Annotated in this window: 15 protein-coding genes, 1 pseudogene and 1 riboswitch; of the genes and pseudogenes, 9 read left to right on the forward strand and 7 right to left on the reverse strand. The window is 72.8% G+C overall.

Going from position 1 to position 13,745, the window contains the following annotated elements; all coding sequences use genetic code 11:
- A partial coding sequence (locus tag ACFRAR_RS30380; protein ID WP_380701974.1) for a hypothetical protein occupies positions 1 to 180 on the reverse strand: 180 nt, incomplete at its 3' end.
- Positions 181 to 445: 265 nt separating this feature from the next.
- Here ACFRAR_RS30380 and ACFRAR_RS30385 point away from each other — a divergent pair.
- Positions 446 to 646 (forward strand): DUF5326 family protein, encoded by a 201-nt coding sequence (locus ACFRAR_RS30385; RefSeq protein WP_380701976.1) that lies wholly within the window; start codon positions 446 to 448, stop codon positions 644 to 646.
- Positions 647 to 739: 93 nt separating this feature from the next.
- On the opposite strand, the gene ACFRAR_RS30390 is transcribed toward ACFRAR_RS30385, so the two are convergent.
- A complete protein-coding gene (locus ACFRAR_RS30390) occupies positions 740 to 2,854 on the reverse strand; it encodes a PKD domain-containing protein (protein WP_380701978.1) in 2,115 nt (704 codons plus the stop codon).
- 118 nt (positions 2,855 to 2,972) lie between these two features.
- Positions 2,973 to 3,107, forward strand: a riboswitch (TPP riboswitch).
- On the opposite strand from ACFRAR_RS30390, the gene thiC reads away from it, so the two are divergent.
- From thiC to ACFRAR_RS30405, 3 genes are all read left to right on the forward strand, one after another.
- Positions 3,102 to 4,910 carry a phosphomethylpyrimidine synthase ThiC gene (thiC, locus tag ACFRAR_RS30395; protein ID WP_380701980.1) on the forward strand — a complete coding sequence of 603 codons (1,809 nt, stop codon included), beginning with the start codon at positions 3,102 to 3,104 and terminating at the stop codon, positions 4,908 to 4,910. Its footprint overlaps the riboswitch before it by 6 nt.
- Before the next feature lie 192 nt (positions 4,911 to 5,102).
- Entirely contained in the window at positions 5,103 to 5,627 is a 525-nt protein-coding gene (locus tag ACFRAR_RS30400; RefSeq protein WP_380701981.1) for a DUF1772 domain-containing protein, read from the forward strand.
- A 324-nt stretch (positions 5,628 to 5,951) separates the two neighbouring features.
- Positions 5,952 to 6,362 carry a DUF5994 family protein gene (locus ACFRAR_RS30405; RefSeq protein ID WP_380701983.1) on the forward strand — a complete coding sequence of 137 codons (411 nt, stop codon included), beginning with the start codon at positions 5,952 to 5,954 and terminating at the stop codon, positions 6,360 to 6,362.
- Between the two features lie 89 nt (positions 6,363 to 6,451).
- Here the strand turns inward: ACFRAR_RS30405 and ACFRAR_RS30410 are convergent, their stop codons facing one another.
- Complete coding sequence (locus tag ACFRAR_RS30410) at positions 6,452 to 6,631, reverse strand: hypothetical protein (RefSeq protein ID WP_380701985.1); 180 nt, start codon at positions 6,629 to 6,631, stop codon at positions 6,452 to 6,454.
- 98 nt (positions 6,632 to 6,729) lie between these two features.
- Between ACFRAR_RS30410 and ACFRAR_RS30415 the strand changes: the two genes are divergently transcribed.
- From ACFRAR_RS30415 to ACFRAR_RS30425, 3 genes are all read left to right on the forward strand, one after another.
- Positions 6,730 to 7,461 carry a helix-turn-helix transcriptional regulator gene (locus ACFRAR_RS30415; RefSeq protein ID WP_380701987.1) on the forward strand — a complete coding sequence of 244 codons (732 nt, stop codon included), beginning with the start codon at positions 6,730 to 6,732 and terminating at the stop codon, positions 7,459 to 7,461.
- Between the two features lie 162 nt (positions 7,462 to 7,623).
- The gene (locus ACFRAR_RS30420) at positions 7,624 to 8,046 is read left to right on the forward strand and encodes a hypothetical protein (protein WP_380701989.1); all 423 of its coding nucleotides are present in this window, start codon (positions 7,624 to 7,626) and stop codon (positions 8,044 to 8,046) included.
- Positions 8,047 to 8,368: 322 nt separating this feature from the next.
- The gene (locus ACFRAR_RS30425; protein ID WP_380701991.1) at positions 8,369 to 8,806 is read left to right on the forward strand and encodes an SRPBCC domain-containing protein; all 438 of its coding nucleotides are present in this window, start codon (positions 8,369 to 8,371) and stop codon (positions 8,804 to 8,806) included.
- A gap of 42 nt (positions 8,807 to 8,848) precedes the next feature.
- Here ACFRAR_RS30425 and ACFRAR_RS30430 read toward each other — a convergent pair.
- Both ACFRAR_RS30430 and ACFRAR_RS30435 read right to left on the reverse strand, forming a co-directional pair.
- A pseudogene (locus ACFRAR_RS30430) lies at positions 8,849 to 8,932 on the reverse strand (VOC family virulence protein); the annotation flags it as partial.
- Positions 8,933 to 8,998: 66 nt separating this feature from the next.
- Positions 8,999 to 9,835, reverse strand: coding sequence for a helix-turn-helix domain-containing protein (locus tag ACFRAR_RS30435; protein WP_380701993.1), 837 nt, complete (start codon positions 9,833 to 9,835; stop codon positions 8,999 to 9,001).
- A 101-nt stretch (positions 9,836 to 9,936) separates the two neighbouring features.
- On the opposite strand from ACFRAR_RS30435, the gene ACFRAR_RS30440 reads away from it, so the two are divergent.
- Positions 9,937 to 10,533, forward strand: a complete 597-nt coding sequence (locus ACFRAR_RS30440) for an NADPH-dependent FMN reductase (protein WP_380701995.1) — start codon at positions 9,937 to 9,939, stop codon at positions 10,531 to 10,533.
- 82 nt (positions 10,534 to 10,615) lie between these two features.
- A complete protein-coding gene (locus ACFRAR_RS30445; protein ID WP_380701997.1) occupies positions 10,616 to 10,798 on the forward strand; it encodes a hypothetical protein in 183 nt (60 codons plus the stop codon).
- A gap of 73 nt (positions 10,799 to 10,871) precedes the next feature.
- On the opposite strand, the gene ACFRAR_RS30450 is transcribed toward ACFRAR_RS30445, so the two are convergent.
- Both ACFRAR_RS30450 and ACFRAR_RS30455 read right to left on the reverse strand, forming a co-directional pair.
- On the reverse strand, positions 10,872 to 12,002 hold the full coding sequence (locus ACFRAR_RS30450) for a hypothetical protein (protein WP_380701999.1): 1,131 nt from the start codon (positions 12,000 to 12,002) through the stop codon (positions 10,872 to 10,874).
- Between the two features lie 389 nt (positions 12,003 to 12,391).
- The gene (locus tag ACFRAR_RS30455) at positions 12,392 to 13,735 is read right to left on the reverse strand and encodes a metallophosphoesterase (protein ID WP_380702001.1); all 1,344 of its coding nucleotides are present in this window, start codon (positions 13,733 to 13,735) and stop codon (positions 12,392 to 12,394) included.
- Positions 13,736 to 13,745: the final 10 nt, after the last annotated feature.

The raw sequence follows: 13,745 nt of genomic DNA on the forward strand, positions 1-13,745 counted from the left end.
AATACGACCCCGGGTCTGACCCGCCCGGCCGGCCGCCGCCCTGGCGCCGGCCCGCCGTCGCCAAACGCCACCCCGGGCCGGCGACAGCGGGACGAGGCCGGCCGGGGTGACGGCCGGCGCCGAGCCGGTCAGGGTGACGATCGTCAGGGCGGCCAGGGTGGCAGTGGTACGGGCACGCATGCTTGGTTCCCCCCAAGTGACGCTGGTGCGTCGGCAGTTCCGGTTGCTCCGGTATCTCCGGGATGCGCGGCACCGGCCTGGACCGCAGGGGGATCCGAGAATTCTTCGGGGGTCACCCGGGGGGTCGGGATCGGGGTGATCTCGGGGTTCTCTCCGGGCCGCCAGGCCTCGTTCCGGCACTCGCGCCACCGTACGATCGAAGTACGAAAGCAAGCGGGATGCGGCACCGGACGGCGGCCGACCCGAGGGGAGAAGAGGAACGGACATGGCTGAGCTCTGGAAGTCGCTGCCCTCCTGGGTGCGCAACATCGTCATCCCGGTGCTGGTCCTGGTGCTGGCCTGGAACATCGTCGCGTTCGTGTTCGGCGTCGTCGGCGCCCTGCTCTCGATCGTGATCAAGCTGCTGGTGGTGGTCGGCATCGCGGCCGCCGTGGTGATCCTGGTGAAGAAGGCAGCCAAGAGCTGACCGGCTCCCCCGGTACCGCCGTACCGTCGTCCAGAGGCCCGGCCCCCTTCACGGGGAGCCGGGCCTCGGGCGTTTCCCGGGGGCGTCGTCCGCCTACCGGTTGCGGTAGTAACCGAAGAGGTCCGCGATGACGTGGGTGGTGCCGGCGTTGTTCGCGATGTCGAACCGGCCCTGGCCGTCCACCGGGATGGTGGTGTGGTTGGGGACGTCCAGCCCCGGGCTGGCGTTCAGGTTGCTGGTGCCGGGCTTGGCCGTCCCGGTGGCCCAGGCGGTCAGGTGGGTGAACTCGACCGTCCCGGTCGCGGTCAGGTTGACCACCGCGGCGGTCGCGCCGGCGGGCACGCCGCCGACCGTACGGCTGGAGAAGGGCCCGAACGGGGCGCTCTCCCGCGAGTCGAGCAGGCGGCTCGGCGTGACCGGGGTGAACAGGCCCTTGCCGTCCGGGCCGTAGTAGCCGGAGACGTCGACCACGAGGTGCGAACGGGAGGCGTTGGTGTAGAGCTCGACGCTGCCGTCCGCGCCCAGCGGGACCACCACCTGGTTGGCGATGTTCCGGCCCGGCACGGTGTTCAGGTTGGACCCGGCCGCGGGGCGCTGGGTCCCGCCCGGGTAGACCGCGACGAAGCCCGCCGAGGTGGACTCGGTGGCCGTCACGTTGAGCACCGCCGAGGTCGCGCCCGCCGGGACGCCGCCCGCGCCGGCGATCTTCAGCCGGCGGGCGTTGCCCGAGGTCAGCGGGGTGTTGTCGGACCGGGTGTCGAGCAGCCGGGCCGGGGCGACGGAGGCGAACCGGTCGGTGCTGCCGGCCGTGAAGTAGCCGAGCACGTCGGCGACGGCGTGCACGTTGCCGGAGTTGTTGCGGACCACCACGGTGCCGTTCGGGCCGATCGGCACCGTCACCAGGTTGGCGACGTCCTGGCCGGGGCCGAAGTTCACGTTCGAGGTGCTCGGCCGGGCGGCGGCGGACGGGTAGACGTCCAGGTGGCTGGTCGAGGTGCCCTGGGTGGCGGTCAGGTTGAGCACCACGGCCGTGGCCCCGAGGGGCACCAGGTTCCCGGCCGAGCCGGAGACGCGGTTGCGGACGTCCAGGTCGATCGTGGAGCCGGGGCCGAGCATCCGGGAGCCGGCCTGGCGGGTGTCCAGGATGCGGGTCGGGGCGATCGCGGTGAAGCCGGACGGCGCGTAGTCGACGGTGACCTGCCGGGTGCCGGTCGCGGTCGATCCCGCGTCGTCGGTCACGACGGTCTTCACGGTGTACGTGCCGGGCTTGGCGTACACGTGGCGCTCGGTCGACAGGACCGCGTTCGGCACGGTCGGGCCGGTGCCGTCGCCGAAGTCGAAGGAGTAGCGGGCGATCCGGTACGGGCCGGTGGCGGTCGCGGTGGCCTTCACGCCGAGCGGGTCGCTGCCGTCGTCCTGGGCAACCGCGACGGCGGCGGCGAGCGGCTTGTCCTCGTTCACCTGGACCGGTTGGTCCGGCTCGCCGGTGACCGAGCCGCCGCGGCCGTCGGTGACGGTGACCTTCGGCCGGTAGCTTCCGGGCGCGGCGTAGGTGTGCCGCACGGTCGGCTCGGCGGAGGTCACCGGCGCGGTGCCGTCGGCGAAGTCGAAGGTGTAGTCGAGCTTGGTGTTCCAGGTGTTGGTCGCCGTGGCGGTGAGCTCGACGGCGAACGGCGCGGGGCCGGTCGAGGGCGGGTGCTCGACCCCGCGCGTCTCCAGCCGGACGTCCTGGAGGCCCACGACCTCGTACGCGCCGCGGTCGCGGACGCCGTCCGGGCCGGTCCGGCCGGCGTCGGGGTGGGCGACCGGGCCGTGGCCGAGCAGGTCGACGGGCGGAACACCGGGCAGGTCCGGGCCGGCGGAGTCGATCGCGGCGCTGAAGCCCAGACCGCTGACGGTCTTGGGGACCGACAACGGGTAGAAGGCGCCGTCGAACGCCACACCGGTGTTCAGGTCGTGCCTGCCCTGGCCGGTCGCGGCGTACAGGTCCGCGGCGGTCTTGTAGACGGCGCCGGCCCACTTGTAGGTGTCGTTGCCGGGCCACCGCACGGCGTTGTAGTCGGCGGTGGTCCCCGCGATCGAACCGGCGGACAGCTGCACGGTGCCCAGGCCCACGACGTTGTCGGTGATCGTGGCGTGGTCGGAGGAGCCGGCCAGCTCGATGACGGTCCCGCCCTGATGGGGTGTCTGCGAAGTGTTGGTGAGCATTATGCGGGTGCGGTAGGACACGTTCCGCTTCGGGGCGCCCCCGGCGCGCGCCCGTGACGCCCCCTGGACCTGCGGCGATCCGCTCGCTACCGTGTTGGGCGTCGTGTGCAGGCAACACCGCCTGCGACGCGGGAGCTCGGAGCACCGGGCTGAGAGGACGCTGACCGGGACGTCGACGGACGGACCGACGGCTGCGTCGACCGCAGGAACCTGACCGGGTAATGCCGGCGTAGGGAGTAGAGGTCTGATGACCACGTTCGAAGCACAGCCGCAGTCTGTCCAGGGCGCCCCCAGCAGCGAGCGCACCGGCTACCCGACCCCGGCCTGGCGCAAGGCCCACCGCGAGGGGTCGCGCCCGGACCTCCGGGTCCCGTACCGCGAGGTGCTGCTCACCAACGGCCGGACCGTTCCGCTGTACGACACCTCCGGCCCGTACACCGACCCGTCCTACGAACCCGACGTGCGGCGCGGCCTGCCCGCGCTGCGGGACGCCTGGATCCGCCAGCGCGGCGACGTCGAGGAGTACGACGGCCGCGAGCCGCGCCCCGAGGACGACGGGATCAAGCACACCTCGCCGCGCGGCGGGAACCTGCGCAACCTGGACGCCGTCTTCCCCGGCCGCCCGCGCCGCCCGCTGCGCGGCCGCGGTGGTGCCGCCGTCACCCAACTCGCTTACGCCAAGCGGGGTGTGGTGACGCCGGAGATGGAGTTCGTGGCGCTGCGCGAGGGCCTCGCGCCGGAGTTCGTGCGCGCCGAGGTGGCCCGCGGCCGGGCGGTCATCCCGGTCAACGTGAACCACCCGGAGGTGGAGCCGGCGATCATCGGCACCGACTTCCTGGTCAAGATCAACGCCAACATCGGCAACTCGGCGGTCACCTCCTCGATCGAGGAGGAGGTGGAGAAGATGACCTGGGCCACCCGCTGGGGCGCCGACACCGTCATGGACCTCTCCACCGGCCGCAACATCCACACCACCCGCGAGTGGATCCTGCGCAACTCGCCCGTGCCGATCGGCACCGTGCCGCTCTACCAGGCCCTGGAGAAGGTGGACGGCAAGGCCGAGGAGCTGAGCTGGGAGGTCTACCGGGACACCATCGTCGAGCAGTGCGAGCAGGGCGTGGACTACATGACCGTCCACGCCGGCGTGCTGCTGCGCTACGTCCCGCTCACCGCGCGCCGCAAGACCGGCATCGTCTCGCGCGGCGGCTCGATCATGGCGGCCTGGTGCCTGGCGCACCACCAGGAGAACTTCCTCCACACCAACTTCGAGGAGCTCTGCGACATCCTCGCCGCCTACGACGTCACCTTCTCGCTCGGTGACGGCCTGCGCCCGGGCTCGATCGCGGACGCCAACGACGAGGCGCAGTTCGCCGAGCTGAAGACCCTCGGCGAGCTCGGCCGGATCGCCCGCGAGCGGGACGTCCAGGTGATGATCGAGGGCCCGGGCCACGTCCCGATGCACAAGATCAAGGAGAACATGGATCTCCAGAAGGAGATCTGCGACGAGGCGCCGTTCTACACCCTCGGCCCGCTGACCACGGACGTCGCCCCCGGCTACGACCACATCACCTCGGGCATCGGCGCCGCGATGATCGCCTGGTGGGGCACCGCGATGCTCTGCTACGTCACCCCCAAGGAGCACCTGGGCCTGCCCAACCGGGACGACGTCAAGACCGGCGTGATCACCTACAAGATCGCCGCCCACGCCGCCGACCTGGCCAAGGGCCACCCCGGCGCCCAGGCCTGGGACGACGCCCTCTCCGACGCCCGCTTCGAGTTCCGTTGGGAGGACCAGTTCAACCTGGCCCTCGACCCGGAGACCGCCCGCGGCTTCCACGACGAGACGCTCCCCGCCGAGCCCGCCAAGACCGCCCACTTCTGTTCGATGTGCGGTCCGAAGTTCTGCTCGATGAAGATCAGCAAATCCATCAATGAGAAGTTCGGCAACGGCGCGGCCTCGCCCGAGTACGACGAGGAGGCCGTCGAGGGCATGAAGGCCATGTCCGAGGAGTTCAAGGCCCAGGGCAACAAGGTCTACCTCCCCCTCGCGGACTGACCCGGCCGCCGGCGGAGACGCGGTGCCGGGAAGCGGAGGAGCTTCCCGGCACCGCCCTCGGACCGCTCATTCGACCACCGTCCTCGACGACGGAGTCGAAGCGGCGCAACTGGCCTTCCATAACTGGTGATTCTGGCTCGCAGCAGAATTTTCAATTGGAGATGTCGCCTGCCCGGCCGCAGGATTGATCACATGGAGAACGCGAGAGCACGCACGGAATCGAAGGCCGAGGCCAGGGCCGGGACCAAGCGCATCCGGCTCCTCCTGGGAGTGTCCCTGTTGTCCGCCGGCCTGCTCGCCGGAGCCTTCGGCTACGGCGCCGCCAACCTCGTTCCGACCTTCAACTCCGTGCCGCTCGACATGAGGCTCCACTTCCACACCGAGCTGATGAAGATGAACGGCATCACCATGCAGGGGGCGATGGCGGTTTCGGCCCTCGGCTCTCTTGCCCTGGCCGCCTCGGCGCGCGACCGCACCCGGGTCCTCGCGGGCACGGCGGGAGCCCTGATCGTCACGTCCTTCCTGATCACCCGGTTCGGGAACGTCCCGATCAACGGCCGCATCAAGCAGTGGGCCGCCACCGCACCGCCCGCCGACTACGTGGAAATCCTGCGTCGATGGGAACTGTTCAACGTCGCCCGCACTTTGACCGCGGTAGCGGCGTTCGCCGTCCTGGTCTCCCTTGCCCTACGACAGGCAGGGCGAGCCGGTGCTTGATCCGCATCGCGAGCGCGGCCAGGGCCAGGCCCATCGTCGGCCAGGTGAACGGGCCGCGCCGGTGTGAGGTGGTGCTGATCGCGGTCCGCCCGGTGTACCGGGACGGGACCAGGAACGGCTGGAGCCCTGAGACCACTCCGACGGGGGCGGCCCGGAGGAGACCACCGCGGAGTACCGTGGGAGGCAGACAACCGAGGACATTCCGCACACCGGCATCAGCGCCGACGTCGCCCTGGGTCGTGACGGGTCCCTCGTGGACCGGACGGGCGGCTTCGCATGATGCCGATTCCTCTTCCCGTTTCCGCCTCTTCCGGGCCGTGGTCGGTGCCCGGCGCCCCGCTGCTGCCGCGGCTGGAGCTGGAGCCGACGATGTCGCGGGAGGGCGTCTTCGACGGCGCCTGGTGGCCCCGCTCGAACCGCGTCCTCGCCGAACTGCCGGACCTGATCACCGCCCTCGGCGCCCACTTCGGGCGCATCGTCCGGGTCGGACTCGACACCTCGGCGTGGGACGGCGTGCCCAGGTCCGTCGCCGCGAACGGCCTGACGATCAGGATCAACTGGTTCGCCGGCAGCGACGCGACGATCAGCGTCACCCGCGGCTTCCAGGACCACTACCTGCTGCTGGTGGTGCCGCCCGGCACCGACCCGGCCACGGCCGCCTCGGCGATGGCGGGTGCCGCAGTGACCGGAAACCACACCCCGGCGGCGGAACTCCTGGAGTGCGCAGATCGCTGATGGTCGCCAATGTGCCGGTCCGGGGCTGACGCCGTCCCGCCGAAGCGCCGCCCCGCGTCGTTCGCTCGGGGCGGCGCCCGGTCGTCGCGTCAGCCGGTCGCGGCGGGTCCCGGTGCGGGCCCGGACGGCGCTGCGGCTTCCAGCGCGCGGCGGATGACCGCCGAGCCGTGCTCGACGGACTCGGCGATCGGTGCGGCCAGGGTGTCGGGCAGGACGTCGGTGTGCCACACGAACCTCGTCCGGCCCCCGGCTTCCGGCAGCGCCTGCATGGAGGCGTGGTGGTGGGACGGGTGGAGGCTCCCGCCGATGACGGTGTAGGCGACCCGCCTCGCCCCGTGATCGAGGTCGACGAGTCACCGTGGCGGTGGTGGGGTGCCGTTCCGACCACGTCCGGTGGTCGGAGCCGGAGACGCGCGACGACCACCGCCTGGTGCTGGTCCGGCGCGGCAGGTTCCGGCGACGGGCCGACGGGGCCGAGGCCGATCTGGACCCGACCGTGGCCTACCTGGGCGCGCCGGGTGAGGAGGAGCGCTTCGCGCACCCGGCCGGCGGCGACGTCTGCACGTCGGTCAGCTTCGAGCCCTCCCTCCTGGGGCGCCCTCTCGCCGCGACGGCGCTGTACGTGGACGCGCGCGTCGATCTCGCCCACCGTCGTCTCGTCGCCGCCGCGGGCACCGGCGACATCGACTACGCGCTGACGGAGGAACTGCTGGGTCTGGTCGCGGTGGTGGTCGGCGAGCCGACCGTCCGCCCGGGACCGGCCGACCGGGCGTTGGTGGCCTCGGCACGTGAGGCGATCGGCGCCGAGGTGCCGGAGGCCGGGGGGCTCTGTGGTCTGGCCGCGCTGTTGGAGGTGTCGCCCTACCGACTGAGCCGGCTGTTCTCACGGGAGATGGGCGTCTCGCTGACGCGCTACCGCAACCGCGTACGGGTCACCCGGGCCATGGACCGACTCGCCGAGGGCGCGCCCGGTCTCGCCGACCTGGCGGCACAGCTCGGCTTCGCCGACCAGGCGCACCTGACGCGCACCGTCCGCGAGCACGTGGGACACACACCCACCGCGTTGCGCCGGCTGCTCGGCCCCGGTTCGCGTGCGTGATGAGGGCCGTCGTGGTGTCGATGCCTCAATTCATTGTCCAATTTTTGCATTTCGCTTGAATCACGCGCTGGACGATATCGCCGTGGTTGTCGGAAATGCGCAGGAAGGGCGCCGATAGGGTGCGGCGCGTTACCTGCTGTGTCACGAGTACCCGAGGAATCCATGACCATCCCGCAGAGCCCGCAGGCCCCGTCGTCGCCCGAGGCGGTTGCCGCGACTCCGTTCCCGTACGCCGAGGCCGCGCAGGCACCGGCACCGGCGCCCAAGAAGAGCAAGCGCAAGAAGATGCTCTCGGTGCTCGGCACGCTCGTGCTGATCGGCGTGGTGGCGATCATCAAGGTCGCCGTCATCGACGCGGTCGACGGACCGGTGCGCGCCAAGGTCGGTGACTGCGTGCGGGTCACCGGAAGCGAGGACCACCCGTCGGTCGACACGGTCGGCTGCGACAGCGGCAAGGCCACGCACTCGGTGTCGAAGGTCATCGAGAACACCTTCGACGCGAACGCCTGTGGCGGCGACTTCGACGCGCTCGCCCAGCAGATGGACAACGAGAAGTTCGTGCTCTGCCTGACGCCGAAGAAGTAGCCGCGCGGGCCTGAGGCCAGGGGGGGATCCGTCGCCGTGAACGAGGACGGCGACGCCGAAGTCCGATGGGCTGACGTGCCGTCATCACCCTGACTGCGCCGCCCCGATCGCCCCGGGGCGGCGCTACGCCGTTCCGGGCCTCTCCACGGCGCCGCCGAAGACCATCCGGTGTCCGCGCGCGGTGTCCACGCACTCGCGGACGCGGTGTCGCCCCGGGGCCGGGGCCGGGGCCGAAAAAACTTTCGCGGGGAGCGATGAGTTCTCGGGGCGGCCGGGGTCTACCCCTGTGCAAGCGATCACGTGACACGGAGGAGACACCGGGATGACCGAGAACCTGGGCGAGCTGACCATCACCCGCGAGCTGCCGGGCGCTCCGGCGGACGCCTTCGAGGCGTACTTCGAGCCGGAGCGGTTCGTCCGGTTCTGGGGGCCGGTGGGCACCCACGTGCCGCTGGAGAGCGTGACGATCGAGGCGGAGGAGGGCGGGCGCTACGACAGCACGATGGTGATCGACGCGACCGGCGAGGAGTACCCGTTGAAGGCCGAGATCGCCGAGTTCCGGGCCGGTGAGTCGTTCACGATGGTGGAGGAGGGCTCGGGCATGCGGTCCACCCTCACCTTCAGCGGGCTCGGCGAGGGCGGCACCCGGGTGGTGCTGCACCAGACCGGGGTGCCGGAGATGTTCCGCGGCCCGGAGGCCGAGGCCGGGCTCAACTCCAGCTTCGACCGGCTGGTCGAGCACCTCGCCGGCCGGGGCTGACCGCCGGGTGGCGCCGCCCCGATCGCCTCGGGGCGGCACCTCTCAGTCCTCGGAGTCCTGCGGGTACCAGCGGAGCTCGACCGTGTTGCCGTCCGGGTCCCGGACGTAGACGGAGGTCGCGGTGCCGGTCGGCCGGTCGGGGGGTATCCGCCGTGGCCGAGCCGGGCCGGACGGCCCGGGAGCGGCCCGGTCTCAGGAGATCGCGCGCAGCCGGGGGGCCGCCGGGGCGAGCAGCCGGTCGAGGTGGGCGGCGGTCCCGTCGTCGGCGGGCAGCAGGACGAGCAGCTGCTGCGCGTCGTCCGGGAGCTCCAGGGTCTCGCGCAGCAGCCGGAGTTCGATGCCGTCCGGGTGGCGCAGGCGGAGCGGTCTGCGGCGGGGGACCAGGTGGTTGCCCAGCCGGCGGGTGAACTCGGGGCCGGCGATCGGGGCGAGTTCGGTGCTGAGCCATTCGGCGGACTCGACCGAGGGGCCGAGCCAGATGTCGAAGGCCTGCTCGTCGGCGATGTCGTCCCAGTCGGCGAACAGGGTGCGGGCGCGCGGGTCGGTGAAGACGTAGCGGGTGAGGTTGGGCGCCGTGGTGTCGAGCAGTCCGGCGGCGCCGAGGACGGCCGCGTAGCCGCTGGTGTGGGCGAGGACGTCGCCGAGGCGGTTGGTGACGGCGGCGATGCCCGGTTCGAGCAGGCGCAGCGTCGCGCGGACGGTGGGCCGCAGTTCGCGCGAGGCGGGGGCGGGCCGGGTGTGGCTGGGGCACCCGCCGCCGGTGATCTTGGTGAGGTAGCGCAGGTGGTTGCGCTCGGCGGGGTCGAGGCTGAGGGCGTCGGCGAGCGCGTTGACCACGGCGACGGAGGGGTTGCGGTCGCGGCCCTGTTCCATCCGGGTCAGGTACTCGACGCTGATGCCGGCCCGGACCGCCAGGTCGGAGCGGCGCAGGCCGGGGGAGCGGCGGCGGCCGTGGTCGGGCAGTCCCAGCGTCTCCGGCTGGATGCTGTCGCGCTTCGCGCGGATGAAGTCCCCCAGTGGTGTGCCCATATGACGAGCGTACGATCGCGGGCGGCGCTGAGGGTGGCCCTGTGGGGGTCAGCCTGGGCACGGCCTGGTTCCCGCCGTGGGGCGGGCGGACAGTGGTGGCCATGGAGACGAACACGCACAAGCTGGTGATCATCCTCGGCAGCGTCCGGGAGGGCCGCTTCGGCCCGGTGGTGTCCTCGTGGGTGGCCGAGCAGGCCGCCGCGCACGGCGGTTTCGAGGTCGAGGTGGTGGACCTCGCCGAGGTCGAGCTGCCGCTCGAACTGCCCGCCGCGTCACCGAAGTTCGCGGGCGACGACTACCCGCGTCCGGCCGGGATGGCGAAGCTGACCGAGGCCCTGGAGGGCGCCGACGCCTTCGTCGTCGTCACGCCGGAGTACAACCACAGCTACCCGGCCTCGCTGAAGGCCGCGATCGACTGGCACTTCACCCAGTGGACGGCCAAGCCGGTGGCCTTCGTCAGCTACGGCGGCGCGGCCGGCGGCCGGCACGCGGTGCTGCACCTGGAGAACGTGCTGACCGAGCTGCACGCGGTGACCATCCGGGACGGCCTGGCCTTCCCGAACTACTTCACCGCCTGGGCGGACGGCCGCCCGAACGACCCGCAGGCGCCCGGCTACGCCAAGGTCCTGCTGGACCAGCTGTCGTGGTGGGCGGGCGCGTTGAAGAACGCGCGGGCCGCCGCGCCGTACCCGGCGTAGCCGAAGGAGGGGGGCCAGACCGACGGAGTACCTGAAGCTGCCCGGCACCGACCTGGAGGTCAGCCGGATCGCGCCCGGCTGCATGGGCTTCGGCGGCGGCCACGGGCACAACCCGTGGGCGCTGGACGAGGAGGCCGCCGGGCCGATCGTCGGCGCCACCCGCCCGGGCCACCTGGACGACGCGGCGGCCGCCCTCGGCCTCGACCTGACCGACGCCGAGGCACTGGAGGCCGCCTACACGCCCCGGCTGCCGACCGGGTTCTGAGCGCTCGGAACCGGCCCGACCCGCCGGGCGCGGGCGTCGCGCACCCGGCAAGGGGGGCCAGGAGACAGGCCTTCTACCCGACCTCGTCGGGCCCGGTGAAGTCGGGCGGGGTGTAGCCGGGCCCGGTGAAGGTGGTCGGGCGGGGCGTGCGGCCGTCGGGGTCGGTCACGCCTTCGGGGCCGGGGCTGGTGAAGTCGGGCGGGGTGTAGCCGGGCCCGGTGAAGTCGGGCGGGGTGAAGGCGGGCGGGCGGGGCGTGCGGCCGTCCGGGTCGGTCACGCCCTCGCGGCCGGGGCTGGTGAAGTCGGGCGAGGTGAAGGCGGGCGGGTGCGCTGCGCGGCCTTCGGGGCCCGGGCTGGTGAAGGCCGGGGAGGCGTACCCGGGCCTGGTGAAGTCGGGCGGGGTGTAGCCGGGCCCGGTGAAGTCGGGCGGGGTGAAGGCGGGCCGGTGGGGTGTGCGGCCGTCCGGGTCCGTCACGCCGTCCGGGCCGGGGCTGGTGAACGCCGGGGAGGCGTACCCGGGCCTGGTGAAATCAGGGCCGGTGAAGTCGGGCCGCTCCGCCCGCCCGCCCTCCGGTACCGGCGGCAGCGCGTCGAGCAGGTACGGGACGAGCCCGTGCTCGCGCAGTGCGGTGCGCCACGCGCGGTGCGCGTCGGTGAGTTCGGCGGCGAGCTCCGGGGCGGTGCCCGCCGGGGCGGTGGCGGCGCCGTGGCGTAAGGCGGTGAGCAGCAGCCCGACGATGCCGATGGCCATCGCGGCGACCCCGGCGGCGAGCGCGACCCACCCGGCCGTGACCAGGGAGCCGGCGAGGGCGAGGTCCGGGCTGGTGGCGCGCAGCAGGTAGCCGACCAGCAGCAGGCACAGGGCGGCGGCCCAGGCCAGGATCGGGGTGAGCACGGTGAGCGCCGGGAACAGCCCGCCGCCGGAGCTCAGCTGGGTGAACAGGCCGGGGGCGGCCGGCTCGGTGCCCGAGGCCGGGGGCGTGCTGTGCAGGCTCTCGCGCAGCCGGGTGAAACGCTCGTACTCGGTGCCGGCCGCGGCGTTGACGCGGTCGGCTTCGCGCAGCGCGCTCAGGCGCAGCTGGTCGGTGGCGAGCGCGCCGGGTGCGCGCAGGGCGGCGAGGACGGTGCGGTCGCGCAGGGCTACGGTGAGGAGGCGCTCGTACTCCGCGCGGTCCTCGGCGAGCAGTGGCGGGGGGTTGGACATGGGGACCCCGTTCGTGCGGACCCCGGTTCGCTGCGCCCCGGGGGCGCGCGGCCCTCAGGACGCCGAAACGGGCGCGGAAGCGGGCCGCCGGACGGGCGGCCGGGTGTGGTGTGCCTCATGGTAGGGGCGGGCACGGCCGGGCTGACAAGTCGGTTTCCGGAACTTCGCGCCTCCGGACGCGCGCGTACGACGATCCGGGCGCCGGGCACAACTGTTCGGCGGTGGTGGTCGGTTGACGACCGGTCGGTGCCCCGTCGGGTGGCCGGCCGGTGCTTCGGTGGACGCTCGGCCGCGGCTTCGACGGACGCTCGGTCGTGGCTTCGACGGACGCTCGGTCGTGGCTCCGGCGGATGCTCGGCCGCGGTTTCGGCGGATGCTCGGCCGGCGCCTCAGCCGATGGGCAGCCGGGCGACCAGCAGCCGTCCCTCCATGGTGACCCCGCCGTCCATCGCCACCGCGAGGTCGTCCGCGTACACGTACGGCCCGGCGATCTGCGGCGGCTGGCCGTCGTCGTTGTGCACCGCGCCGGTGAGGTACGGGATCGGGCTGTGCCCGTGCACGATCCGGCTGCCGCCGTAGGTGTTCAGCAGCTCGTGGACGGCCATCGGCCCGGCGTCGCCGCGGAAGGCGAAGCGCTTGGTGAAGCGGCGGAAGCAGTCCCACCACTCGTCCACGCCGCCGTCGGCGAGCAGGCCGTGCACGGCGTCGTTGACGTCGGGGATGGACTCGCCGTACTCCAGGTACGCGGTGGTGTCGGAGTGCAGCAGCAGGTGGCCGTCCTCCAGGGCGATGGCGGGGAGGCGTGAGAGCCAGCTGATGTGATGCGCCTCCAGCCGGTCCAGGTCGTTCTGCTGGCCGCCGTTGAGCCGCCAGGCGGCCAGGAAGGAGGCGGTGCCCGCGGTGGACTGGACGGGCTCGTCGCCGTACCGGGAGGCGCCGAGGAAGAGCAGTTCGTGGTTGCCCATCAGGGCGCGGCAGTAGCCGCCGGCCGCGGCGGCCTCGGCGGCCAGCTGCATGACCAGGTCGATGACGCCGATGCCGTCGGGGCCGCGGTCGGTGAAGTCGCCGAGGAACCAGATCCGGGCGCGGCCGGCCGACCAGTGGCCGTCGTCGTCGATCAGGCCCTGGTGGCGCAGCTCGGCGCGCAGCTCCTCCAGGTAACCGTGCACGTCGCCGACGACGTAGACCGGGCCGGGCGGCTCGCCGGGGCCGGGGGCCGGGTACGGGTAAGTCGGTGCGGCGGGGTCGGGCAGCGGCGGGCCGAGTTCGATGGTCGGCGGGTCGTCGCGGCCGTCGAGCTGGAGCGCGGGGGAGGGCTGGTCGGGCAGGGTGGGCTCGTAGCCGCCCTGCTCCTGGCGCTCGTAGCCGCCCTGGTCCTGGCCGTCGTACCCGCCCTGGTCCGGGTAGCCGGGGGCCGCTTCGTACCCCGGGCGGTCCTCGTAGCCGCCCTGCCCCTGGTGCGAGAAGGACGGGGTGTGGTCGACGCCGGTCCCCTGGGCGTGCACGGTGTGGCCCTGGCCGTCGGGGGACCAGTGCTGCTCCAGGTAGCGGGCTCCGCCGTAGCCGCTGTAGGTCTCCCCGTCGTAGGCCTCGCCGTCGTAGGAGGGGGCCGGATAGCCGGGGGCGTGATCGGGTTCGTAATAGGTGCCGTACGGCAGCACGTCGAGGTCCGGCTGGTGGCGGGGGCCCGGGTGGGGGTGCTCGGGCCCGGGGAAGCGGTCCTCGGGTGTCATTCGCCCATCA

Source organism: Kitasatospora sp. NPDC056651 (assembly GCF_042792155.1).
Classification (GTDB): Bacteria; Actinomycetota; Actinomycetes; order Streptomycetales; family Streptomycetaceae; genus Kitasatospora.

Bases quoted from the DNA above. Each gene is read 5' to 3' on its own strand.
- ACFRAR_RS30385 (WP_380701976.1), top strand. From the start codon at position 446: ATGGCTGAGCTCTGGAAGTCGCTGCCCTCCTGGGTGCGCAACATCGTC.
- ACFRAR_RS30390 (WP_380701978.1), bottom strand. From the start codon at position 2,854: ATGCTCACCAACACTTCGCAGACACCCCATCAGGGCGGGACCGTCATC.
- thiC (WP_380701980.1), top strand. From the start codon at position 3,102: ATGACCACGTTCGAAGCACAGCCGCAGTCTGTCCAGGGCGCCCCCAGC.
- ACFRAR_RS30400 (WP_380701981.1), top strand. From the start codon at position 5,103: ATGGAGAACGCGAGAGCACGCACGGAATCGAAGGCCGAGGCCAGGGCC.
- ACFRAR_RS30410 (WP_380701985.1), bottom strand. From the start codon at position 6,631: ATGCAGGCGCTGCCGGAAGCCGGGGGCCGGACGAGGTTCGTGTGGCAC.
- ACFRAR_RS30420 (WP_380701989.1), top strand. From the start codon at position 7,624: ATGACCATCCCGCAGAGCCCGCAGGCCCCGTCGTCGCCCGAGGCGGTT.
- ACFRAR_RS30425 (WP_380701991.1), top strand. From the start codon at position 8,369: ATGACCGAGAACCTGGGCGAGCTGACCATCACCCGCGAGCTGCCGGGC.
- ACFRAR_RS30435 (WP_380701993.1), bottom strand. From the start codon at position 9,835: ATGGGCACACCACTGGGGGACTTCATCCGCGCGAAGCGCGACAGCATC.
- ACFRAR_RS30440 (WP_380701995.1), top strand. From the start codon at position 9,937: ATGGAGACGAACACGCACAAGCTGGTGATCATCCTCGGCAGCGTCCGG.
- ACFRAR_RS30445 (WP_380701997.1), top strand. From the start codon at position 10,616: ATGGGCTTCGGCGGCGGCCACGGGCACAACCCGTGGGCGCTGGACGAG.
- ACFRAR_RS30450 (WP_380701999.1), bottom strand. From the start codon at position 12,002: ATGTCCAACCCCCCGCCACTGCTCGCCGAGGACCGCGCGGAGTACGAG.
- ACFRAR_RS30455 (WP_380702001.1), bottom strand. From the start codon at position 13,735: ATGACACCCGAGGACCGCTTCCCCGGGCCCGAGCACCCCCACCCGGGC.